17 protein-coding genes, 1 pseudogene and 1 riboswitch are annotated in these 23,148 nt (G+C 68.6%); of the genes and pseudogenes, 11 read left to right on the forward strand and 7 right to left on the reverse strand.

What is annotated here, in order from left to right; all coding sequences use genetic code 11:
* Positions 1-22 precede the first annotated feature (22 nt).
* Both ACWGSK_RS11465 and ACWGSK_RS11470 read left to right on the forward strand, forming a co-directional pair.
* The gene (locus ACWGSK_RS11465) at positions 23-382 is read left to right on the forward strand and encodes a RidA family protein (protein WP_358515209.1); all 360 of its coding nucleotides are present in this window, start codon (positions 23-25) and stop codon (positions 380-382) included.
* Positions 379-1,263 (forward strand): tyrosine recombinase XerC, encoded by an 885-nt coding sequence (locus tag ACWGSK_RS11470; RefSeq protein WP_358515212.1) that lies wholly within the window; start codon positions 379-381, stop codon positions 1,261-1,263. Before ACWGSK_RS11465 ends, ACWGSK_RS11470 begins: the two co-directional genes overlap by 4 nt.
* A 190-nt stretch (positions 1,264-1,453) precedes the next feature.
* On the opposite strand, the pseudogene ACWGSK_RS11475 reads toward ACWGSK_RS11470, so the two are convergent.
* Positions 1,454-1,849: pseudogene (locus ACWGSK_RS11475) on the reverse strand (peptidoglycan DD-metalloendopeptidase family protein); the annotation flags it as partial.
* A 297-nt stretch (positions 1,850-2,146) separates the two neighbouring features.
* Between ACWGSK_RS11475 and rpsB the strand changes: the two are divergent.
* The 6 genes from rpsB (at position 2,147) to ACWGSK_RS11505 (ending at position 7,914) form a co-directional block, all read left to right on the forward strand.
* A complete protein-coding gene (rpsB, locus tag ACWGSK_RS11480; protein ID WP_358514387.1) occupies positions 2,147-3,103 on the forward strand; it encodes a 30S ribosomal protein S2 in 957 nt (318 codons plus the stop codon).
* A 151-nt stretch (positions 3,104-3,254) separates the two neighbouring features.
* On the forward strand, positions 3,255-4,091 hold the full coding sequence (gene tsf, locus ACWGSK_RS11485) for a translation elongation factor Ts (protein ID WP_452455786.1): 837 nt from the start codon (positions 3,255-3,257) through the stop codon (positions 4,089-4,091).
* Between the two features lie 174 nt (positions 4,092-4,265).
* On the forward strand, positions 4,266-5,009 hold the full coding sequence (gene pyrH, locus ACWGSK_RS11490; protein ID WP_067601899.1) for a UMP kinase: 744 nt from the start codon (positions 4,266-4,268) through the stop codon (positions 5,007-5,009).
* Between the two features lie 86 nt (positions 5,010-5,095).
* Complete coding sequence (gene frr, locus ACWGSK_RS11495; RefSeq protein WP_358514378.1) at positions 5,096-5,653, forward strand: ribosome recycling factor; 558 nt, start codon at positions 5,096-5,098, stop codon at positions 5,651-5,653.
* 3 nt (positions 5,654-5,656) lie between these two features.
* The gene (locus ACWGSK_RS11500) at positions 5,657-6,595 is read left to right on the forward strand and encodes a phosphatidate cytidylyltransferase (RefSeq protein ID WP_358514376.1); all 939 of its coding nucleotides are present in this window, start codon (positions 5,657-5,659) and stop codon (positions 6,593-6,595) included.
* 161 nt (positions 6,596-6,756) lie between these two features.
* Positions 6,757-7,914 (forward strand): pyridoxal phosphate-dependent aminotransferase, encoded by a 1,158-nt coding sequence (locus ACWGSK_RS11505; protein ID WP_358514384.1) that lies wholly within the window; start codon positions 6,757-6,759, stop codon positions 7,912-7,914.
* Here ACWGSK_RS11505 and ACWGSK_RS11510 read toward each other — a convergent pair.
* Positions 7,886-9,400 carry a methionine--tRNA ligase gene (locus tag ACWGSK_RS11510; RefSeq protein WP_452455787.1) on the reverse strand — a complete coding sequence of 505 codons (1,515 nt, stop codon included), beginning with the start codon at positions 9,398-9,400 and terminating at the stop codon, positions 7,886-7,888. The two genes, ACWGSK_RS11505 and ACWGSK_RS11510, sit on opposite strands and share 29 nt — an antisense overlap.
* A 204-nt stretch (positions 9,401-9,604) precedes the next feature.
* Positions 9,605-10,765 (reverse strand): alpha/beta hydrolase, encoded by a 1,161-nt coding sequence (locus tag ACWGSK_RS11515; protein ID WP_358514372.1) that lies wholly within the window; start codon positions 10,763-10,765, stop codon positions 9,605-9,607.
* 71 nt (positions 10,766-10,836) lie between these two features.
* Here ACWGSK_RS11515 and ACWGSK_RS11520 point away from each other — a divergent pair, with 71 nt between their 5' ends.
* Positions 10,837-11,439: a TetR/AcrR family transcriptional regulator gene (locus tag ACWGSK_RS11520; protein WP_358514370.1), complete on the forward strand. Its 603-nt coding sequence runs from the start codon at positions 10,837-10,839 to the stop codon at positions 11,437-11,439.
* Positions 11,440-11,502: 63 nt separating this feature from the next.
* Here the strand turns inward: ACWGSK_RS11520 and glgB are convergent, their stop codons facing one another.
* The 4 genes from glgB to ACWGSK_RS11540 all read right to left on the reverse strand — a co-directional run bounded on the left by glgB (position 11,503) and on the right by ACWGSK_RS11540 (position 19,340).
* Entirely contained in the window at positions 11,503-13,644 is a 2,142-nt protein-coding gene (gene glgB / locus ACWGSK_RS11525; RefSeq protein WP_358514382.1) for a 1,4-alpha-glucan branching protein GlgB, read from the reverse strand.
* A gap of 331 nt (positions 13,645-13,975) precedes the next feature.
* Positions 13,976-15,355 (reverse strand): maltokinase N-terminal cap-like domain-containing protein, encoded by a 1,380-nt coding sequence (locus ACWGSK_RS11530; protein ID WP_358514368.1) that lies wholly within the window; start codon positions 15,353-15,355, stop codon positions 13,976-13,978.
* 1 nt (position 15,356) lies between these two features.
* A complete protein-coding gene (gene treS / locus ACWGSK_RS11535) occupies positions 15,357-17,273 on the reverse strand; it encodes a maltose alpha-D-glucosyltransferase (RefSeq protein WP_358514366.1) in 1,917 nt (638 codons plus the stop codon).
* A 99-nt stretch (positions 17,274-17,372) separates the two neighbouring features.
* Positions 17,373-19,340, reverse strand: a complete 1,968-nt coding sequence (locus ACWGSK_RS11540) for a maltotransferase domain-containing protein (protein ID WP_452455788.1) — start codon at positions 19,338-19,340, stop codon at positions 17,373-17,375.
* 742 nt (positions 19,341-20,082) lie between these two features.
* Between ACWGSK_RS11540 and ACWGSK_RS11545 the strand changes: the two genes are divergently transcribed.
* Together ACWGSK_RS11545 and ACWGSK_RS11550 are read left to right on the forward strand one after the other, a co-directional pair.
* Positions 20,083-22,248: a transglycosylase domain-containing protein gene (locus ACWGSK_RS11545; protein WP_452455789.1), complete on the forward strand. Its 2,166-nt coding sequence runs from the start codon at positions 20,083-20,085 to the stop codon at positions 22,246-22,248.
* A 75-nt stretch (positions 22,249-22,323) separates the two neighbouring features.
* Positions 22,324-22,431, forward strand: a riboswitch (TPP riboswitch).
* Positions 22,432-22,505: 74 nt separating this feature from the next.
* Positions 22,506-23,147 (forward strand): ECF transporter S component, encoded by a 642-nt coding sequence (locus ACWGSK_RS11550; protein ID WP_358514362.1) that lies wholly within the window; start codon positions 22,506-22,508, stop codon positions 23,145-23,147.
* Position 23,148: the final 1 nt, after the last annotated feature.

Consider the following 23,148-nt stretch of genomic DNA (forward strand, 5'->3'; position numbering starts at 1 on the left):
TCCGCCCGGGTACGGTTTCGACATGGCAGAACTGTACAGCGACGCTCTCTTGGCCGACGGGCCGCTCCTGTTCGTCTCCGGACAGATCCCGGAGGCCTCCGACGGCGAGATCGCCCTCGACATCACCGGGCAGACCCGGCAGATCTTCCAGAACCTCACCGAGATCCTCGACAGGCACGGGGCGGGGCCGGGCCACCTGGTCAAGTTGACGTACTACCTGCGCCACATCACCGACCTCGAAGACTTCCGTGCCGCGCTGCTGGAATGCCTGCCCGACGGTCACCTGCCCGCGGCGACCCTGGTGGAGGTGAGCGGCCTGGTCCACCCCCGCTACCTGGTGGAGATCGACGCCGTCGCCTGCCTGCCCCGGGACCGCGGTTGACCGGTCCGCAGGCGCTGGAACGGCTGGCCGGGCACCTGACCGGAGAACTGGGGCGCTCGCCCCACACCGTCCGCGGTTATCTGTCCGACCTGCGCTCCCTCCTCGCACACCTGGACGAGCACGACGCCGGCCCGGCCGACCTCGACGTCCCCCTGATCCGGGCCTGGCTGTCCAAGGCACGAGAGGCGGGAGCGGGCCGCTCCACCATCGCCCGTCGAGTGGCGGCCGTGCGTGCCCTCACCCGGTACCTGCACCGCGAGGGGGTCCTGGCGGTGGACCCGGGGCCTCGGTTGTCCGCTCCTGCCCAGCAGCGCCACCTGCCGGCGGTCCTGGACGAGGAACAGGCGCGCTCCGCGCTGTCCGGGCCCGCCCCGGAGACCCCCGTGGAGCTGCGCCGCCACGCCGTCGTCGAACTGCTCTACGCCACCGGGATCCGGGTCGCCGAACTGTGCGCCCTGGACCGGGCCGACCTCGATCGAACCCGTGACACCGTCCGGGTGCTGGGCAAGGGCGACAAGGAACGCACCGTCCCGGTCGGTGGGCCCGCCCTGGACGCGGTCGACGCCTGGATCTCCCGTGGTCGACCCGACATGGCCGACCCCCGCAGCGCCGACGCGCTCTTCCTCGGTGCCCGCGGCGGACGTCTGGGCGTACGCCAGGCCAGAGAGGACGTGTACGCACACCTGCGCGCGGCCGGGGTGGAGGGAGGCCCGCACGGGCTGCGGCACAGCGCCGCCACCCACCTGCTCAACGGCGGCGCCGACCTGCGCAGCGTGCAGGAGTTCCTGGGCCACGCCAGCCCGCGCAGCACCCAGATCTACACGCACGTCTCGGTGGATCGGCTGCGTGACGCCTACCGACAGGCCCACCCGCGCGCCTGACCCTGTGGTCGTGCCCGCGCCCGCCCTCGGCCCCGTGTCCGTACCGGCCCCGTACGGACACGGTCCGGGCCGCCGTCGCCGTCGCCGGGACGGGCAGGAGACGGACCTCACCACGTCCCAGCAGGGAGAGAGGGTCCAGGTAGGCACGGCCGCGCAGCAGACCCCAGTGCAGGCAGGTCCGTTCCGCGCAGTGACGTGGTTCGTCCGCCACCGCGCCGATCGGCTCGGCGTCGACCGGATCGCCGCGGGTGACGGAGGCCTCCACCGGTGAATAGGTGGTGTGCGTCTCTCCGTGGGTCACGCTCACCACACCCACCCCGGCGACACTGCCGGCGAACCGCACCCGGCCCGGCCCCGCCGGGTACACGCTCTGCCCCGGCTCGGCGGCCAGGTCCACGCCCAGGTGTCCCGGCAGCCAGCGCTCCTCGGGTGGATCGAAGCCGCGCAGTACCTCCACCGGAGGATCCAACGGCCACCGCCATGGTCCCTGGACGGACGCGACGGCCGGTGTGGTTCGGAGCTGGTGAACGGGGAACAGCAGGAGCGTGAGGAACAGCGGGAGTACCCAGAGTCGGGGGTCTGTCATGTTTCCAGGATGCGTGCGGCGGACGTGTTCCGCCAGAGCCGATCCGAGCCTGTGGACAACCTTCGCCACGTCGATGACGTCCCTGGACACGGAGCCGTTCCGGGGTGTGCTCGGCGGAGGATAGAATCGTTCTCGGCCCACCAGGGTCGAACCATAATTCGCACGCCCACCTGCCTCCCTCGGGGAGGGCCTGTGCCCACGGTCCACGCCGCCTCGCGCGGTGTGGTGGTGCGGGCGGGGCGTCAGGTACAACCGACGGCGGAACCCGCGTTCCGCCACCGCAAGGAGGACCAGGTCATGGCCACAGTCGTGACAATTCGCCAGCTCCTGGAGAGCGGCGTCCACTTCGGGCACCAGACCCGTCGCTGGAACCCCAAGATGAAGCGCTTCATCTTCACCGAGCGCAACGGCATCTACATCATCGACCTCCAGAAGTCGCTGGCGTACATCGACCGCGCCTACGAGTTCGTCAAGCAGACGGTCGCCCACGGTGGCACCATCCTGTTCGTCGGTACCAAGAAGCAGGCGCAGGAGGCCATCGACGAGCAGGCTCGTCGTGTCGGCATGCCCTTCGTCAACCAGCGTTGGCTGGGCGGCATGCTCACCAACTTCTCCACCGTGCACAAGAGGCTCCAGCGCCTCAAGGAGCTGGAGGAGATCGACTTCGACGACGTCGCCGGTTCCACGCTCACCAAGAAGGAACTGCTGAACCTTCGTCGTGAGAAGGACAAGCTCGAGCGCACCCTCGGCGGTATCCGCGACATGTCCCGCGTGCCCAGCGCCGTGTGGATCGTGGACACCAAGAAGGAGCACATCGCGATCAGCGAGGCTCGCAAGCTGAACATCCCGGTCGTCGCCATCCTCGACACCAACTGTGACCCGGACGAGGTCGACTACCCGATCCCGGGTAACGACGACGCCATCCGAAGCGTCAGCCTCCTCACCCGCGTTGTCGCCGACGCCGTCGCCGACGGTCTCCTGGTCCGCTCCGGTGCCTCCGGCGCGACCGAGGAGAAGGCGGCCGAGGAGCCCATGCCCGAGTGGGAGCGCGAGCTGCTCGAAGGCAAGGGCGAGACCGAGGCCGCCGAGGCCCCGGTCGAGACCGTCGCCGAGGAGAAGAACGAGGCCGCGGCCGAGGCTCCGGCCGAGACCGTGACCGAGGCCCCGGCCGACGAGGTCGCCGCCGAGGCTCCGGCCGAGGCCACCGCCGCCGACTCCCCGGTCGACGCCCCGGAGAAGGCCCCCGAGGCCTAGTAGGGAATCAGCGGTTCGCCGCTGAGTACCTTTCCGGTGCGCACCGACGCCTGAGCGCCGCCCCGCCCTTCGTCGGCGGGGCGGCCTGCGGGGTGTTCGCCGGACCGCTCCATTTCCAGACCAGACTTCACTAGGGAATCCGAGAACAGTCATGGCGAACTCCACCGCCGCGGACGTCAAGAAGCTGCGCGACCTCACCGGCGCGGGCATGATGGACTGCAAGAAGGCGCTGACCGAGGCCGACGGCGACTTCGACAAGGCCGTCGAGGCCCTGCGCATCAAGGGTGCCAAGTCCGTGGACAAGCGCGCGGACCGCACCGCCGCTCAGGGCACCGTCGTCGTGCGCAGCCAGGGCGAGGGCAAGGCCACCCTGATCGAGCTCAACTGCGAGACCGACTTCGTCGCCAAGAACGACCAGTTCATCGCGCTGGCCGACCAGGTCGCCGACTTCGTCGCCGCCCAGGACGGCGATGACCTCGCGACCATCGCCGCCGCCGAGATCGAGTCGGGCAAGACCCTGCAGTCCTTCATCGAGGGCAAGAGCGCCGTCATCGGTGAGAAGCTCGAACTCCGTCGCATCGCCAAGTTCGACGGTGCCTACGTCGCCTCCTACATGCACAAGTCCGACCCGGACCTGCCCCCGACCATGGGCGTCCTGGTCGAGCTGGACAAGGTGGACGAGGAGGTCGGCAAGGACCTCGCTCAGCAGATCGCCGCGCTGGCCCCCCAGTACGTCGACAAGGACCAGGTCCCCGAGGACGTCGTCGCCAACGAGCGTCGTATCGCCGAGGAGACCACCCGCGGTGAGGGGAAGCCCGAGCAGGCCATCCCCAAGATCGTCGAGGGTCGTCTCAACGGCTTCTTCAAGGAGGTCACCCTCCTCGGACAGCCGTTCGTCAAGGAGAACAAGAAGACCGTCCAGAAGGTCGTCGACGAGGCCGGTGTGAAGGTCAAGGGCTTCGTTCGCTTCAAGGTCGGCCAGGCCTAGGGGCTTTGACATGATGGAAGTGCCGGGGAGACGGAATCTCCCCGGCACTTTCGGTGGATATGGGCGGGTTTCGGGCAGATCCTGTTCGGACCGTCCGCAGCAGGAGCACTCGGGGGACCCTGTGCCACTCGGGAACAACAAGGGAGGCCGCAGGCCGTGTCGGAGAACGAAGCCATGACCACCGAAACGCCCATGCACGATTCCGGTTGGAAGCGTGTCATGCTCAAGCTCTCGGGGGAGGCGTTCGCCGGCGGTGGCGGTCTGGGCATCGAACCCGAGGTCGTCCAGTACGTGGCGGAGTCCATCGCCGAAGCGGTGTCCGAGGGCATCCAGGTCGCCGTGGTCGTCGGCGGCGGCAACATGTTCCGCGGCGCCCAGCTCACCGAGGGCGGCATCGAGCGCGGTCGCGCCGACTACATGGGCATGCTCGGCACCGTCATCAACTGCCTCGCCCTCCAGGACTTCCTTGAGCGCCTCGGCGTGGACACGCGTGTGCAGACCGCGATCCACATGAGCCAGGTCGCCGAGGCCTACATCCCGCGTCGGGCCGTTCGTCACCTGGAGAAGGGCCGAGTGGTCATCTTCGGTGCCGGTCTCGGTGCGCCCTTCTTCTCCACGGACACCACCGCCGCCCAGCGCGCACTGGAGATCGGCGCCCAGGCGGTCCTCAAGGGCACCCAGGTCGACGGGGTCTACGACTCCGACCCGCAGCGCAACCCGGACGCGGTCAAGTTCGACAAGCTCAACTACAACGAGGTCCTCACCCGCGGCCTCAAGGTCATGGACGCCACCGCGGTCAGCCTGTGCATGGACAACGGGCTGCCCATCGTCGTCTTCGACCTGATGAGCCAGGGCAACATCCTGCGCGCCGTCCGCGGTGAGAAGATCGGCACCATCGTCGGTCCGACCTCCGACTGACGAGGGCGGGAGACCGTCCTGCGGCGTGGCCGAGGCCACGCACTCCAAGCCACGAACACCCAGCCGACAATCCGGGAGCGCCCACAATGATCGAAGAAACCCTCCTTGAGGCCGAGGAGAAGATGGAGAAGGCCGTGACCGTGGCGAAGGAGGACTTCGCGACGATCCGTACCGGTCGGCCCACCCCGGCCACCTTCAACAAGATCACCGTCGACTACTACGGTGCTCGCACGCCGATCAACCAGCTGGCCTCCTTCTCGGTGCCCGAGCCGCGCATGGTCGTCATCTCGCCGTTCGACATCAACGCGCGCACCGAGATCATCAACGCGATCCGCAACAGTGACCTGGGCGTCAACCCCTCCGACGATGGACAGGTCATCCGCGTGGTCTTCCCGGAGCTGTCCGAGGAGCGTCGCAAGGAGTACGTGAAGGTCGCGCGCACCAAGGCCGAGGACGGCAAGGTCGCCATCCGCAACGTCCGACGTCGCGCCAAGGACGGTTTCGAGAAGGCCGTCAAGTCCGGTGACCTGGGTGAGGACGAGGCCCACCGTGCCCAGTCCGAACTGGACGAGCTCGCGCACAAGCATGTCGGCACCGTCGACGAGCTGCTCAAGCACAAGGAAACGGAACTTCTCGAGGTCTAGTCGGTGAACCACCCTTCGAACGGCTCCGGAGGCGATGACCACTCGCCGGAGCACAGACCCGACGACCGTCCCCGTTCGGAGACGGACACGTCCGCCGGGCAGCGCTTCGTGCTGCACAAGCCGGGAGGTGCCCCGGTCAAGACCGGTCGCAACCTCCCGGTGGCCATCGCCAGCGGGTGCGTCCTCGGCGCGCTCGTCTTCTTCTCGGTCTTCCCCTGGCCTCAGCTGTTCACGATCATCACGTCCCTCGGGACGCTGATCGGTCTCCGCGAACTCAACCGGGCGTTCGGCGGCAAGGGCATGACCCTGGCCGTGGTCCCGTTGGCCGTGGGCGGTGTGGCGATGCAGGCCGGAGCCTACTTCGGCGGCGCCGAATGGTTGGTGGGCATCGCGGCCGTCACCGCGATCGCCTGCCTGGTCTGGCGGTTGCGCGGTGGGGCGGAGGGGTTCGTCGCCGACGCGTCGGCGAACCTGTTCACCCTCGTGTACCTGCCGCTGCTGTTGGCCACCTGGATGCTGCTCATCGCGCACCCGGAGGATGGACAGTACCGCCTGGTGGTGTTCATCGTGGTGACGATCTCCAGTGACATCGGCGGTTACTTCGCCGGGATCCTGTTGGGACGGCACAAGATGGCGCCGGTGATCAGCCCGAACAAGACCTGGGAGGGCTTCGGCGGCTCCGTGATCGGCTGTGCGGTGGCGGGGGCGCTGTGCGTCACCCTCATGCTGGACGGCCCCTGGTGGGTCGGCGTGGTCCTGGGTCTGGCCGTGGTGCTGGCCGCCACGGTCGGCGACCTCATCGAGTCGTTGTTCAAGCGCGACCTCGGGGTCAAGGACATGGGCCGGTTCATGCCGGGCCACGGCGGTCTGATGGACCGCATCGACTCCCTGTTGATCGCGGGTCCGGTGGTCTGGATCGTGCTCAGCCTGCTGCTTCCGTAAAGGCGGTCGCGCTCGTAGGGGCCCCTGGCCTCGTGGGATCCGGTGAGGCACCGGGCACCACGAGACCGGGGGCCCTCTCGTGTTCGGGGGACCGCCCGGTTGTGCCCGTGCCCGGACCGGGTCGATACGCTCGAAGGGTGGATGAACCGCTGATCGAACGCATGCGTACCTATGGTGAGACGATCTTCGCCGAGATGACGCGTCTGGCCGTCGAGACCGACTCCGTCAACCTGGGGCAGGGTTTCCCCGACACCGACGGGCCGCGAAGTCTGCTGGAGAACGCCTCGCGACACATCCTCGAAGGGGTGAACCAGTACCCGCCCGGCCCGGGACGTCCGGAGCTGCGCCAGGCGGTGAGCCGTTACCGCTCCCGTCACTACGGGTTGGACCTGGACCCCGAAACGGAGGTCTACGTCACCGTCGGTGCGACCGCCGGCATCGCCGCCTCGCTGCTGGCGCTGGTGGAACGCGGTGACGAGGTCATCGTCTTCGAGCCGATGTACGACTCCTACGCCGCGATGATCTCGCTGGCCGGCGGGGTGCGCCGCCCCGTGGCGTTGCGTCGCGACGACGCGACCGGCAGGTTCACCTTCGACCCCGCCGAGCTGCGCGCCGCCGTCACCCCGCGCACCCGGCTCATCATGGTCAACACCCCGCACAACCCGACCGGCACGGTGTTCACCGCCGAGGAGTCGGCGGAGATCGCCGCGCTATGCCGGGAAAACGACCTCATCGCGATCACCGACGAGGTGTACGAGTTCCTCACCTTCGACGAACGTCCCCACGTCCCCCTGGCCACCCTGCCGGGTATGGGCGAGCGCACCCTGTCGATCTCCTCGGTCGGCAAGATGTTCGCCGTCACCGCGTGGAAGACCGGCTGGGTGAGCGGCCCCGAGCCCCTGGTCCGGGCGGTGCGCACGGTCAACCAGTTCCTCACCTTCTCCGCCAACGGAGCCCTGCAGTTGGCCATCGCCGACGCCATCGACAACGAGGGTGCCTGGGTCGAGCGGCAGCGCCTGGCCATGCAGACCAAGCGCGACCGCCTCGCCGAGGGCCTCAGCGGCGCCGGGTTCGACGTGAACGTGTCCGAGGGCACCTACTTCCTGATGGCCGACGTTCGACCGTTGGGCTACCTCGACGGCGAGGACGTCGCCCGGGCGCTGCCTCGCGAGGCCGGTGTTGCGGCCGTGCCCGCCAAGGTGTTCTACGACCACCAGGACGAGGGCCGCCACCTGGTGCGCTTCGCCTTCTGCAAGAAGGACGAGGTGCTCGACGAGGCGGTGGCCCGACTCAGCCGGTGGGGGAGGAACGGGAGCTGATCCGACCGAACACCGGGGAGACCGGCGGTAGCCGATCACCGTCGGGCCCCGGCCGTTCCGTCAGCTGCGCGGTGAGCCGTTCCGCGGCGTCGGGCAGGAAAGGGCGCAGCAACCGGGCCAACGTTCGCCCGGTGGCCACCAGCTCGGCCAGAATCGAGTCCAGGGCGGCCGGTGCGATGTCCCCGCGACGTTCGGGCCGGGCGACGAGCCACGGCTCCCGCTCGGCCACATACCGATTTCCGGCGTCGGCCAGCTCCACGATGGCACCGGTGGCCGCACGCAGGTCGAAGGCGTCGATCGCCTCGTTCACCGAGGACTCCGCTCGGGCACACGCCTCGGACAGCTCCGCAGAACCGACACCGGGGACCGTGCCGCCACGGTACTTCGCGACCATGGACACGGTCCGGTTCACCAGGTTGCCGATGGTGTTGGCGAGGTCCTCGTCGTGCCGGGCGATCAAACGGGCCTCGGTGTAGTCGGTGTCACCGGAGCGCCCGACATCGCGCAGCAACCACCAGCGCAGGGCATCGGTCCCGAACCGTTCGGTGATCGCGACGGGGTCGATGGTGTTGCCGGTGGACTTGCCGATCTTGTCACCGTCGGCGGTCAGGTACTCGTGCACCAGGAGTGTGGTGGGCGGTGAAAGCCCCGCCGAGAGCAGGATGGCGGGCCAGTACACGGCGTGGAAGCGCAGGATGCCCTTGCCGATGACGTGCACACGCTGATCGGCAAGGGTCCACCAGTGGTCGTGGTCGTCGGTGCCGTAGCCGGCCCCGGTGACGTAGTTGGCCAGGGCGTCGAACCACACGTAGATCACCTGGCCCGGGTCGTCGGGGACCGGGATACCCCAGCCGTGTGCGCGTTCCACGCTCCGGGAGACGCTGAAGTCCACCAGACCCGACGCGATGAAAGACAGCACCTCGCGCCGGCGGAAGTCGGGTTCGACCAGGACCTCGCCCGAGGACACCAGCTCGTGCAACCGATCCTGGTAGCGGGAGAGACGGAAGAACCAGTTCTCTTCGGCGACCTCCTCCGGTACGGTCCCGTGCTCCGAACACAGGCCCTCGGGGAGTTCGTCGGCCCCGTAGAACTGTTCGCATCCGGTGCAGTAGAGCCCGGTATAACCACGGCGATACAGGTCACCGCGCGCAAGGCAGGCCCGCCACAGCCGCTCCACCCCGGGCCGGTGCCTTGGATCGAAAGCGGTGCGCACAGTGTCATCGAAGGAGAGCGAGAGCGGGCCCGCCAGGTCGAGGAAGCCCCTGGAGGCCCGGTCGACGTAGGTGGCGGTTCGCAACCCGGACGCCCGGGCGCTGAGCACGTTCTTCAGCGAGTTGTCGTCGGTGCCGGTCTGGGCGCGGACCTCGTCGCCACGGTCACGGTGGGACCTGGCGAGCGTGTCGGCCTGCACCAGTTCCAGGGCGTGGCCGATGTGCGGTCTCCCGTTGACGTACGGGATGGCGGTGGTCACGTGGTAACGACCCAAGGTGGGTCCTCTCCGGCCCCGCCGGGCGCCCGCCGTGGGCAAGACCCGTTGGGGCCTTGCCGCGGACAGGGGTTCAGGGCACGCGGGGAAGGCCGGACGACATCATCGTCCGGCCCGTCATGGTGGTGGAGCGCACCCGCGTCATGCCCCGCATGTTATCGACCCGCTCCTGGCCGGGCCAGTGAATTCACCCGGTCGGGGCGTTCAGGGGGTCAGGTGTTCGTCGAGGAAACCGTCGATGGAGTGGCGGGTGATCTGGCTCGCGAAGCCGCCCCAGTTGAGGTCGAACATGTGCTCGGTCCAAGGCAGTTCCAGGTGCTCGTGAGGGACGTCCGCCTCGTCGAGCCGGGCGACGAACCTGCGGTTGTCCTCGGGGTCGAGGAACAGGTCGTGCCCGGCGGTGATCACCAGGGTCGGTGGGGTGTCCGCCGTGACCTGGTGGATCGCCGACATGTCCTCGTACTCCTTCGGCAGGTCCTCGGGGGCGCCGCCGACCATGCGCTCGCTGGATTCCAGCAACTCGTCGCCGATGGGGGAGTGGCGTTGGCGCCAGGGGATCGGGGCGTCGGCGGTCCCGTCGGTGACCGAGTACCAGGCGACCACGGCGGACACGTCCGGGACCTCGGTGTCGCACGACGGTTCGACCTGGTCGGTGTAGGTCGACAGCAGCGCCAACAGGCCGCCGGCGGACTGGCCGGTGACGGCGATCCGGTCGGGGTCGCCGCCGTACTCGGCGGCGTTCTCACGGACCCACCCCAGGGCGCATCGCACGTCCGCCACCGATTCCCGCCAGGCGCCGTCGGGAAAGAAGCGGTAGTCGACCTCGAACACCACCCGGTCCCCGTCCGCCAACCAGGTGTCCCAGCGCGGCAGCAGACTCTGTGGGAGGTCGTCGGCCCCGCCGTGGACGTTGACCACGATCGGCAGGGGATCGCCGGAGGGTTCGGCCGGCTCCCACACGTCCAGCTCAAGGGGCTCGCCGTCCACCCGGTGGTAGGTCGTGGTGAGAGGCTCCCGGTCGGTGTCGGTGGCCAGACCGGCGGCGTAGGCGCCCAGGCTCAACGGCGCGTCTTCGGTCCGGGCGGTGTTCCACAGCGCCGCCGACGGCACCAGGGCCAGGACCAGCAGCAGTGCGTTGACCCCCGCGAGGGACCATCCCCATCGGCTCCGGACGAGTAGGGCCAGGGCGAGCCCGCACAGCGCGGGAAGGGACGCGAACAGCGAGAACTCCAGGGCGAGCAGCGCGAACTGCCATCCCGCCCAGGACAGGGGCGGGAACAGGACCAGGGCCAGGGCGGCGGCCCCTGGCAGGGCGAGCAGGAGGGAGAGGGACAGGAGGGTTCGGCGGATCAGGGGACGGGACATGACGACATCCTTCCGATACGATTGTATCGATACAACCGTATCAGTCTGTGTGGATGTGCCAGAATGAACGTGTGCCGAAGGTCGTGAACAGTCAAAATCGTCGCCGGAGCGTGGGTGAGGCGATCCATCGCATCGCCGCCCGTGAGGGGCTCGAAGGGGTCAGTGTCCGGGTGGTCGCCGCCGAGTCGGGGCTGTCCGTCGGCGCCGTCCAACGCGAGTTCCGCACCAAGGACGAGCTGCTCCGCTTCGCCCTGGACTTCTCCATCGCCGAGGTCGCCGACCGCTTCTCCCGAATCCGGATCGGCCCCGAGTCGCTGACCTTCGCCGAGGGGATGCGGGCCGTCCTCGTGGATCTGTTGCCCACCGACGACCGTCGCCGCGCCCAGGCCCGCATCTGGGCCGCCTTCTACGCCCGCGCCGCCGTCGACCCCGGGTTCGCCGAGGTGCTCGCCGAATTGGACACGCGAGCGCGCGCCAACCTGGCCGCCGCTCTGGGTTACGCCCGTGAACAGGAGGAACTCGCGCCCGGCCGGGACCCCGAAGCCCTCGCCGAACTGCTCCTGGTGATGATCGACGGACTCTGGCTCACCTGCGCCCGCCTGCCCGACGAGGACTCCCTGGACGGCCTCCGGGCCGCCATCGACGCCGCCGTCGACCTGGTCACCGGGCACTGAACGGACGAGGAAGGGCCCTGGGCGTTCCGGGGGAACGTCCAGGGCCCTGGCTGCGAGCGCGCCTTAGGGCGCGGGTTCGAACCAGACGGCGCCGAGCGGAGGCAGGGTGATCTCCGCGGAGAACGGCTGACCGTGCCACTCCTGGGCTCGCGCTTCAACGGTGGCCGGCGCCTCGTACCCCGAACCGCCGAAGCGCGGGTCGTCGGAGTTGACCACCGTGTTCCACCGGCCCCCGACCGGCAGACCGATCCGCCAGTCGGCGCGGGGCACCGGAGAGAAGTTCACCGCGCACGCCAACACCGAACCGTCCTCGCCGTGGCGCAGGTGGCTCAGGGTGTTGCCCTGGCGGTCGCCGCCGTCCAACCAGGTGAACCCGGCCGGGTCGGTGTCCAACGACCACAGCGCGGGCCGCGGCCGGTAGGCATCGTTGAGCGCCTTGACCAGCTGCTGCGTGCCCGCGTGGTGGTCGTACTGAAGCAGCCACCACGGCACGCCCTCCTCGTGCGACCACTCCTCGCCCTGGGCGATCTCCCCGCCCATGAACAGCAGTTGCTTGCCCGGGTGGGACCACATGAACGACAGCAGCGCCCGCAGCGTCGCCGCACGCTGCCACTCGTCCCCAGGCGCCTTGTTGAACAGCGAGGCCTTGCCGTGCACCACCTCGTCGTGCGACAGCGGCAGCACGTAGTTCTCACTGTAGGCGTAGACCATGGAGAACGTGATGTCGTTGTGGTGGTACTCGCGGTGGATCGGCTCCTTCTTGACGTACTCCAGGGTGTCGTGCATCCACCCCATGTTCCACTTCAGCCCGAAGCCGAGCCCGCCGTGGTCCACCGGGGTGGTCACCCCCGTGTAGGCCGTCGACTCCTCCGCGATCATCGCCACGTCGGGGTTACGGCGGTAGACCGTGGTGTTGAGTTCCTTGACGAAGTCGATGGCCTCCAGGTTCTCGCGGCCACCGAACACGTTCGGCTCCCAGGCACCGGAGTCGCGCGAGTAGTCGAGGTAGATCATCGAGGCGACCGCGTCCACCCGCAGCCCGTCGACGTGGAACTCCTCCAACCAGTACAGGGCGTTGGCGACGAGGAAGTTGCGCACCTCGGTCCGCCCGTAGTTGAAGATGAGCGTGCCCCAGTCGGGGTGTTCGCCACGGCGCGGGTCCGGGTGCTCGTACAGGGCACTGCCGTCGAACCGGGCCAGCGCCCACTCGTCCTTGGGGAAGTGCGCCGGCACCCAGTCCAGGAACACGCCCACACCCGCCCGGTGCAGGGAGTCCACCAGGTGGCGGAACTCGTCCGGGGAGCCGAACCGCGGCGTGGGCGCGTAGTAGGACGTGACCTGGTAACCCCAGGACCCGTCGAACGGGTGCCCGGCCACCGGCAGGAGCTCCACGTGCGTGAAGCCCATCTCGGCCACGTAGGACACCAGTTCGTCGGCCAGTTCGGTGTAGGAAAGCCCCGGCCGCCAGGAACCCAGGTGCACCTCGTAGACGCTCATCGGCGCCCGGTACGGTTCCACGCCCTTGCGCTCGGCCATCCACTCTTGGTCGGTCCACACGTGGTCGGAGACCGTGACGACCGAGGCGGTGGCCGGCGGCATCTGGGTCCGGCGGGCCATGGGGTCGGCCTTGTCCCGCCAGTGCCCGTCCGCGCCCAGGAGCTGGAACTTGTACAGGTCGCCGTCCCCGAGCCCGGGCAGGAACAGCTCCCATACCCCGGTCGAACCGAGGCTGCGCATCGGGTGGGCGAGCCCGCTCCAGTGGTCGAAGTCGCCGATGACCCGGACCCCGCGAGCGTCGGGCGCCCAGACCGTGAAACGTGTCCCGGCCACCTCGCCCATGGGGCCGTCCCGCTCGATGACGTGGGCGCCCAGGGCGCTCCACAGCTCTTCGTGCCGACCCTCACCGATCAGGTGCAGGTCGAGTTCGCCCAACGTGGGCTCGAAGCGGTAGGCGTCCGCCTGTAGGAGTTCGGGTCCGTCCTCGTAGCGGACCGCGACGCGGTAGTCGTCGACCTTCTTGGGCAGACGGGCCGCGAACACGCCACGGTGGCGGTGCGGCAGCGCCACCCGGGTCTGGTCGGGCAGCACGGCGTGCACCTCGACCGCGCCCGGGCGCAGGACCCTCAGGTCGCGTCCGTGCAGGCCCAGGACCGAGTGCGGGTCGTGATGGTGGCCGTCGACCACCCGGTCGAGTTCGACGAGCAGGTCCTCCGCGAGCGCGGCGGGGACGCGGGTCTTCTTCGGTGCGGTCTTCCCCGTGCTGCTCTTCTTGGGTGCGGCCTTCTTCGGGGCCGCGGCCTTCGTGGTCTTGACCGTCTTCTCGGGCTCGGTCGTCTTCGTGGCCTTCTTCTTGCCGGGCACCTTCTTCGCCGCCTCGGGCTCCGCCGCCGGCTGTTGGTCGGCTGTGGCGGCCTTCTTGGACGTACGCGGTGACAATTCGACTCCGTGATGACTTGTGGTGTTCGGATGACGAGGCGATGGTTCAGCGGGGGGAACGAGGGGCGGCCGCCGTGCGCGAACGGCGGCCGCCGGGGAATCAGCCGGGCACCGGAGGTGCCCCGGCCGCTGTGGCGATGGAATCGAGCGGAACCCGAAGCCAGTCGGGGCGGTTGCGCGCCTCGTACAGGACCTCGTAGACCGCCTTGTCGAACTCGAAGGCGCGCAGCACGGTCAGGTGTTTCTCCGGATCGGCGCCCCCACCGTCGGCGTAACCGCGGCAGAACGCCTCCCGGTTGCGGCGCGACCACTCCCGAGCGGCCCACGCCAACTCCTGGTCGTCCGGATGCCCGACCAACAGGTAACCGGCCGCGTAGTCGAAGGAACGCAGCATCCCCGCCACGTCCCGCAGCGGACTGGACAGACGTTGGCGTTCGCGCACCGACACCGTCGGCTCGCCCTCGAAGTCCAGCAGCACCCACCCGGACTTCGGCCGGATGACCTGCCCCAGGTGGTAGTCGCCGTGGATGCGCTGTATCGGCAGCGGTTCGTCCACCCGGGCGAAGTCGGAGTAGGCCTCCATCACCCTCGGCGCGTGTTCGGCCAGTTCGGGCACCTCACCGCTGGCCATCGCCAGCCGCTCCACCATCGCGTCGGCCACTTCGGCCGCCGAGACGGGGGAGAGCACGTCGGTGGGCAGCGCCCGTGCCAGCGAACTGTGCACCTGCGCCGTGGTGTGCCCCAACCGCGCGGACTCCGCACTGAAGTCGGCGTCCTCGCCGTCCAACAGCGTGCGCACGTTCTCGGTGGCCAGCACCCAGCCGTCGGTGGCGTCCGGGACGAACGTCTGCAACAGCGCCAAGGTGGTGGGCGTGGTGTGACCGGACAGGTCCGCCTCGATCCACCCGCACGGGCGTGCCACGTACGGCGAACCCGACAGCGCCATGTTCAGCTCCAGGTCCGGGTTGCGCCCCGGCCAGAGCCTGCGGAAGGTCTTGAGGACGTAGTCGCGCCCGTACACCAGCGAGGTGTTGGACTGCTCACCGGTCAGCAGACGGCCCGAGCCGCACGCCTTGACCTCGGCGCCGGGAAGGGTACGGAAACGCACCCGCCCCCGACGCTCGCCGTCCTCGGCGCAGTTGAATCGCTCCAGCAGCAACGACGTCAGCTGCGGATCGTGCGCCGCGTCGTAGACCACCCGGGGCCGACCGCCGGCCACCGGGCACACGCCGATGGCGGAGCGGGCCAGGTGGGGCGGCAGTGACCGGGGCGGACGCGACCCGAGCAGCACCTGGTAACGGGAACTCGTGCCGCGTTGGCCCGCCTGGACCACGAGCACGTTCAGGTCGGGACCACCGGGTCCGGCCGAGACCAGGGTGTACCTGCTCTCGACCCGGACCCGACGGATCGGGATCCCCTTGCCGGAGAACCATCGTTGTCGAGGTAGCCAGACTGCCAGGAGTTCTTCTAGCTGCGACATGTCAGAGAGGCCTGGTTCCCTTCCCACCACGGTCCCGGCTCGCGCCGGCGGGCCGGTCGGTGGCTGTGCTGCGGTGGCCGGTGTCGAAGGAGTCCGGGGTGCTCAGTCCCGCCGCGGGGAGTCCGTACGAGGGCACGCCCTCGCCGTCCTTGGACCCGGTGTCGGACGTGCGCTCCGGAGGCAGTTGGAACCAGTAGAAGCCGTGGCCGGGGAGGGTGAGCAGGTAAGGCAGCTCACCGACCTCCGGGAAACGGACCCCGCCCACGCACTCCACCGGGCTCACACCCGCGTAGCGCGACAGGTCCAGCTCCACCGGTTGCGGGTGCTTGGACAGGTTGTTGACGCACAGCATCCGGTCGTCGCCGTGCTCGCGGATGTAGGCCAACACGCTCGGGTTGGTGGCGTTCAGTTCGGTGAACTCCCCGGTGCCGAACACGGGGTGCCGCTTACGGATCTGGATCATCCGACGGGTCCAGTGCAGCAGCGAACCGGGGTTCTCCCGCTGGGACTCCACGTTGATCGCCTGGTAGCCGTAGACCGGGTCCATGATCGGTGGCAGGTAGAGGCGGGCGGGGTCGCTGCGCGAGAACCCGGCGTTGAGATCGGAGTTCCACTGCATCGGCGTGCGCACGGCGTCACGGTCGCCCAACCAGATGTTGTCGCCCATGCCGATCTCGTCGCCGTAGTACAGCACCGGGGAGCCCGGCAGCGACAACAGCAGCGCGGTGAACAGCTGGATCTGGTTGCGGTCGTTGTCCAACAGGGGCGCGAGCCGCCGCCGGATCCCCACGTTCGCTCGCATGCGGGGTTCCTTGGCGTACTCCGCGTACATGTAGTCGCGTTCCTCGTCGGTGACCATCTCCAGGGTCAGCTCGTCGTGGTTGCGCAGGAAGATCGCCCACTGGCAGTTGCGGGGGATCGGCGGGGTCTGGGCGAGGATCTCCGAGATCGGGAAGCGCTGCTCCTGCCGGACCGCCATGAACATGCGCGGCATCAGCGGGAAGTGGAAGTTCATGTGGCACTCGTCGCCACCGGACTCGAAGTCGCCGAAGTAGTCGACCACCTCCGAGGGCCACTGATTGGCCTCGCTCAGCAGCACCCGGTCCGGGTAGAGACGGTCGACCTCCGCGCGCACCCGCTTGAGGAATTCGTGCGTCTCCTTGAGGTTCTCGCAGTTGGTGCCCTCGCGCTCGTACAGGTAGGGCACCGCGTCCAGCCGGAAACCGTCGATCCCCAGGTCCAGCCAGTAGCGAAGTACCTCCAGGATCGCCTCCTGGACCGCCGGGTTCTCGAAGTTGAGGTCCGGCTGGTGTGAGAAGAAGCGGTGCCAGTAGTACTGGCCGCGCACCTCGTCGTAGGACCAGTTGGAGGTCTCGGTGTCGACGAAGATGATGCGCGCCTCGTCGTAGCGGTCATCGGTGTCCGACCACACGTAGAAGTCGCCGTAGGGACCGTCCGGGTCCTCACGGGAGGCCTTGAACCACGGGTGCTGGTCGCTGGTGTGGTTCATGACCAGGTCGGTGATGACACGGATGCCGCGCCGGTGCGACTCGTCGAGAAGCTCCACGAAGTCGGCGGTGTTGCCGAACTCCGGGAGGATCTTGAAGTAGTCCGAGATGTCGTATCCACCGTCCCGCAAAGGGGACTCGTACATCGGAAGCAACCAGACGCAGTCGATTCCGAGCCACTGGAGATAGTCCAACTTCCGGACCAGTCCGGTGAGGTCACCGGTGCCGTCCCCGTTGGAGTCGAAGAACCCCCGGGCCAGTACCTCGTAGAAGACGGCGTGCTTGTACCAGTGGGGTTCACCGGTACCTCCCGAGGACATGAGCGGGCCGGTCGCGGCCCCGGTGGCCGGCGCGAGCGGACCATGTTCGGCGTGCTCGTGTGCGCCGGGTCCGGACTCGTCGTTGCTCATCTACTGCTCCCCACCAAAATGTTCGACATCGGATCAACAGGCGTGCGGGAGCCGGGCGGCGGCGGTGCTGTGACCGCCGCGTTCCGGTGCCCCGACCCGCTATCTGCCGCTGACGGTGAACACGTGCGCGGGCCCGGTCGCCGGGTCGAGCCGCACGTAGTTGTCGGCTCGCCATGTGTAGGAGTGGCCGGTCAGCCCGTCGGTCACCTTGATGTCCTCCTCCCACGTGTGGCCGATCGACGGCAGGTCGAGATGCACCGTGGCCTCATGGGTCCGGTGCGGGTCGAGGTTGACGACGACGATGACGGCGTCGTCGGGTTCACCACAGGCGCCGGGCCGGTGCTTGGAGAAGCAGACGATCTCCGGCCTGTCCACGTGGTGGAACCTCAGGTTTCGCAGCTCGCGCAGGGCGGGGTGGGCCCGGCGGAGTTCGTTGAGCCGGGTGATGAGCGGGGCGATGGTCGTACCGGAGGCGTCCGACCCGGCCCAGTCGCGAGGGCGGTACTCGTACTTCTCCGAGTGCAGGTACTCCTCGCTGCCGGGTGCGGCGGGGGTGTTCTCGCACAGCTCGAAGCCCGAGTAGATCCCCCAGGTCGGGGAGAGCGTCGCGGCCAGCACCGCGCGCGCCTCGAAGGCGGGGCGGCCGCCGTCCTGGAGGTAGGCGTTGAGGATGTCGGGGGTGTTGGCGAACAGGTTGGGGCGCAGGTAGTGCGCGGTCTCCCGGCTGAGCTCGGTGAGGTAGTCGGTGAGCTCGTCCTTGCCGTTGCGCCAGGTGAAGTAGGTGTAGGACTGGTGGAAGCCGACCCTGGCCAGGGTGCGCATCATGGCGGGGCGCGTGAAGGCCTCGGCCAGGAAGAGCACGTCGGGGTCGGTGCGCGCGACGTCGGCGAGCAGACGCTCCCAGAACGCGACGGGCTTGGTGTGCGGGTTGTCCACCCGGAAGATCCGCACCCCGTGGTCCATCCAGTGCCGGACCACCCGAAGGACCTCGGTGTACAGGCCCTCGAAGTCGTTGTCGAAGCAGAGCGGGTAGATGTCCTGGTACTTCTTTGGCGGGTTCTCCGCGTAGGCGATGGAACCGTCGACCCGGGTGGTGAACCACTCGGGGTGCTCGGTGACCCAGGGGTGGTCGGGGGAGCACTGCAGGGCCAGGTCCAGGGCGACCTCCAGGCCGTGCTCGGCGGCCTCGGCCACGAACGCGTCGAAGTCGGCGATGGTGCCCAGGTCCGGGTGGACCGCGTCGTGGCCTCCGTCGGCCGAACCGATGGCCCACACGGACCCGGGGTCGCCGGCGCGCGCGTGCAGGGTGTTGTTCCGACCCTTGCGGTGGGCGGCGCCGACCGGGTGGATCGGTGGCAGGTACACCACGTCGAAGCCCATGTCGGCGATGGCCGGCAGCCGTTTGGCGGCGGTGGCGAAGGTGCCGGAGAGCTCCTGGCCGGGCGCGGTGTCGACCTGGGCGCCCTCCGAGCGGGGGAAGAACTCGTACCAGGAACCGAACAGGGCGCGTTCGCGGTGTACGACGACCTTGGTCCGCTTGGACCTGGTGACGAGCTCACGGACGGGGTCGTGCTCCATTGCGGAGACGACGTCGTCGGTGACGGCGGCCTCGAAGGCTTCCATGGGGGCCAGGGAGGTGTCACGCAGAACCTTGGCGGCCCTGGCCAGGTCGCGGTTGCGGGGGACGCGGCGGCCGGCCTTGGCCAGTAGGCGGGCGCCCTCCTCCAGGACGAGGTCCGTGTCGGTGTCGAGGGGGAGTTTCACGCGGGCGACGTGCAGCCAGGTGGTGAAGGGGTCGCTCCACGACTCGATGGAGAAGGACCACTGTCCCTCGGCGGGCAGGCTGATCTCGGCTTCGTAGCGGTCGGTTCCGGGGGATTTCTCCCGCATCGGGACAAGGGGCCGTCGGCGCCCTTCGGGTGAGTGGACGACGACGCCCGCGGCGAGGGAATCGTGCCCTTCGCGGATCACCGTCGCGCCGACGGTGAAACGTTCTTCGGGCACCGCCTTCACCGGGCCGAGAACGTTCTCTGGAGAGATATCGAGGATGGGCAGTCGTCCGATCACTGGCTACACCGTCATTGTCGTGGTTCGGGCGTTATGGGGCAGCACGCGGCGACTCGCGTGCGGAATTAATCGGAATTTAATCCAACGAAGAACGGGGTCAACGAAGTGCTGGATCGGAAACTGTCCAGATTGCGGCTTCGGTGCCCTCCGCTGTCTATCGTCGGTCCTCTAGTGGGGTTTGGAAGAGTGTCGGGGCCGGATAATTAATGTGATCCTCATCACACTGGCCTCGGTGGGATGGACCTGGTATTTGTCGGGTTTCACCCTGGGAAACCTCGCAAACCGGGCAGTTCGCCACTGTGGATTCTGGGGTTTCTGTAGTCGCTTTCCCGTGCCTCTTCGTGAAAAGTCGGTAAATTCTTCTCCCATGTTGTGCACGAGGTCCATGCGGGTAGGGATGAACGAATGTGCGCCGGGCAGGGCGAGGCGTATTCCGGACATCCCCATGTGTCCGTTGTGACCCACAGGGATCAATTGTCACGTATTCGGGGGAAGCGCTTCTCGCGCCGGCTGATTCGTCGGGACTCTCGTCTTGATGTCGAGATTAATTGCGGCTGGTTCCTCGTGAACAGTCCACTGTGGCCGTGCTGTGGCGTTTCTGGGTGCTTTGCCGGGGATTGAGGAAGCTTTTCGGTGACACGCCCGATTTGACGGAGTTCCCTTTGCGGGCCGACTGCGAGTGTGGTCGACGCAGTGCCCGGTGCCACGTGGCACCGGGCCGCACACGGCCGTAGGGGGCGACGTGACGGAGTCCAGCCGTATTGGTCGGTTCGGGGACAGAGCCCGAGCCCTGGTGGAGGGCGGAACCGCGAAGTTGGAAGGGGGCGGCGGCAAGGAACGACGCGAGGCGATCCTGCGTCTGTCCGGACTCGGCCTCATCGCCGGGCTATTGTCGGCGGCCCTGGTCATACCCTTGGTCGGCGGTGCCGGGATCGTGGCCAGGGACGCCGCCGCGGGGTTCATGTCCCTGCCGAACCACCTCGACGTTCCGTACCCGTCGTCGCGCGTCCTGCTCACCGACGACTCGGGGGAGCCCTTCGGCGAGGTCGCCCAACGCGAACGCGATGTCGTCGACCTCGACGAGATGAGCCCCTGGATGGGCACGGCCCTGATGGCGATCGAGGACGACCGTTTCTACGAGCACAACGGCCTCGATCTGCGCGGTGTCCTCCGCGCCGCCATCCGCACCGCCCAGGGGAACACACAGGGTGGTTCGACCATCACCCAGCAGTACGTCAAGAATCTCCTCATCGAGACCGCCGAAACCGAGGAAGAGGTCGACCAGGCCAGCGCCCGGACGATCACCCGCAAACTCACCGAGTTGCGCTACGCGATCGACATCGAGGACCGCTACACCAAGGACGAGATCCTGCAGGGTTACCTCAACCTGGCCTACTTCGGGGCCGGCGCGCACGGAGTCGAGGTCGCCGCCGAACGGTACTTCTCGACCTCCGCCGCCGAACTGGACCCCGGGCAGGCCGCGACACTGGCCGGTCTGGTCCGAGCGCCCTCGTACTACGACCCGATCAACAACCCCGATGAGACCAGGGAACGCCGCGATCTCGTGCTGGACCGGATGGTCGCCACCGGACACCTCGACGCCGAAGAGGCCGCCGCGCACAAGGAGAAGGGCCTGGGAGTGGACGCCACGCCGCGCGGGGGCAGCTGCGCCGAGAGCGAGTACCCGTTCTTCTGCGACTACACGATGCGCTGGCTCCTCGAATCCGACCTGCTGGGCGACACCAAGGCCGAGCGCGAACAGCGCATCTCCCGGGGCGGCTTCACCGTCCAGACCAGTCTGCTCCGAGCGGCGCAGGACTCCGCCCAAGAGGCCATCGACCGCCGGGTCCCGCACGAGGACTCCACCAAGTTCTCCGCCCAGGCCATGGTCGAGCCCGGTTCGGGCCGCGTGCGAGCCCTGGCCCAGAACCTGCGCTACGGGTTCGACGACGAAAAGGTCGGCACCACCTCGATCAACCTGGCCGTGGACCAGGCCGACGGCGGTTCCAGCGGATTCCAGGCCGGGTCGACGTTCAAGGCCTTCACCCTGGCCGCGGCCCTGGAGAAGGGCCTGGGGTACGGCACCAGCTTCAACTCGCCCAAGAGCATGTCGGTCGGCGGCATGGCCAACTGCGAGGGCGGCACCATGTCGTCCTGGAACGTCCGCAACGCCGGTGAGAGCGACGAGGGCGGACACAACATGCTCAGCGGGACCAAGGGGTCGGTGAACACCTACTTCGCCCAGCTGCAGCGTCGGGTCGGCCTGTGCGAGACCTCCGAGACCGCCGAGGCGGTCGGGATACACCGCGCCGACGGTGGCGACCTCGGGGTGTGGAGCTCCTTCACCCTGGGCGACCAGGAGGTGTCCCCGCTGAACGTGGCCAACGCCTACGCGACCTTCGCCGCCCGTGGCACCCGCTGCGAGCCGCGCCCGGTCCGGGCGATCCGGGACGACGGCACGGGTGAACGGGTCACCGCCGACTCCCACTGCGAACGAGCGGTGAAGAAGCAGACCGCGGACGGGGTCAACCACCTGCTACAGCAGCCCTTCAAGGGCGGCACCGCCAATGGTCTGGACCTCGGGCGACCGGTCGCGGGCAAGACCGGCACCACCGACGGCGCGGCCTACGCCTGGTTCGCCGGGTACACCCCGAACCTCTCCTCGGCCGTGGTCGTCGGCGACGTGCGCGGCGGCGAGGCGAACCCGCTGCAGGGCGTGACCATCGGTGGCCGCTACTACGGCATCGTCTACGGGGGCAGCCTGCCCGGCCCGATCTGGCAGGAGAGCATGCGGGGCGGTACCGCCGAACTGGAGGCCGAGGACTTCGCGGGCTCGCCCGGGGCCTTCGGCAACCCGGACGCCGAGCCACCGAAGTCCAAGGACGACGAATCCGACACCGAGGCCTGACCTGCGATGGAGTCGGAAGAATCGGGCCGTGGGATGGAAACATCCCACGGCCCTCCTTGTTGACGCATAATGGAGGAGAACCGACAGGGGAGCGCGTGAGCGCTGAGAGTGCGGCATCGGACCGCAGACCCTTACACACCTGATCCGGGTCATGCCGGCGAAGGAAGTCGTGGAATCCGTCATCTCCGTGCCGCCGGCGCGGGAGACGCTCTCGGCCGCATTCCCCTCGTCGACCTCGACGAAGGGACCTCATTTCGATGGGTATCGACACCGGAGCCGGGCACGCCGGTACGAGTCGTGGACTTCTCGGCCGGATCAAGGACTGGATCCGCGCCGAGTTCGGGGCCTGGCGCACCGTGGACATCGTGGTGGCCGCCGTACTCGGCGCCGCGGTGGGGGTGGTGTTCTGGCTGTGGGGCGTGGTCTGGACGATCACCGGACCGCTGTTCGTGCTCTTCCCCCCGGCGCAGGCGATCCTCTACGGGGTCTGGCTGCTTCCGGGAGTCCTCGGCGGGCTGATCATCCGACGGTCCGGCGCGGCCGTGCTCACCTCCATCACCGCGGCCTCGGTCTCCGCGCTGCTGGGCTCCCAATGGGGCGTCACGGTGGTCCTGGAGGGCGCCATGCAGGGGCTGCTGCCCGAGCTGGTCTTCCTGCTCTTCCTCTACCGCCGTTGGGGCATGGGCGTGGCCGCGCTGGCCGGTGCCCTCGCCGGGATCTCCCCGGCCATCCGTGACGCCGTCGTCTACTACGCCACCTGGCCGCTGTCGCACCAGCTCGTCTACGGCGGCCTGGTCCTGGTGAGCGGCGCGTTGATCGCGGGGGTCGGCGGACGCCTGCTCACCACCGCCCTGGCCCGGTCCGGGGCCTTGGCACCCTTCCCCTCGGCCAAGGGCTGAC

The organism is Nocardiopsis sp. NPDC055551 (genome assembly GCF_053619415.1).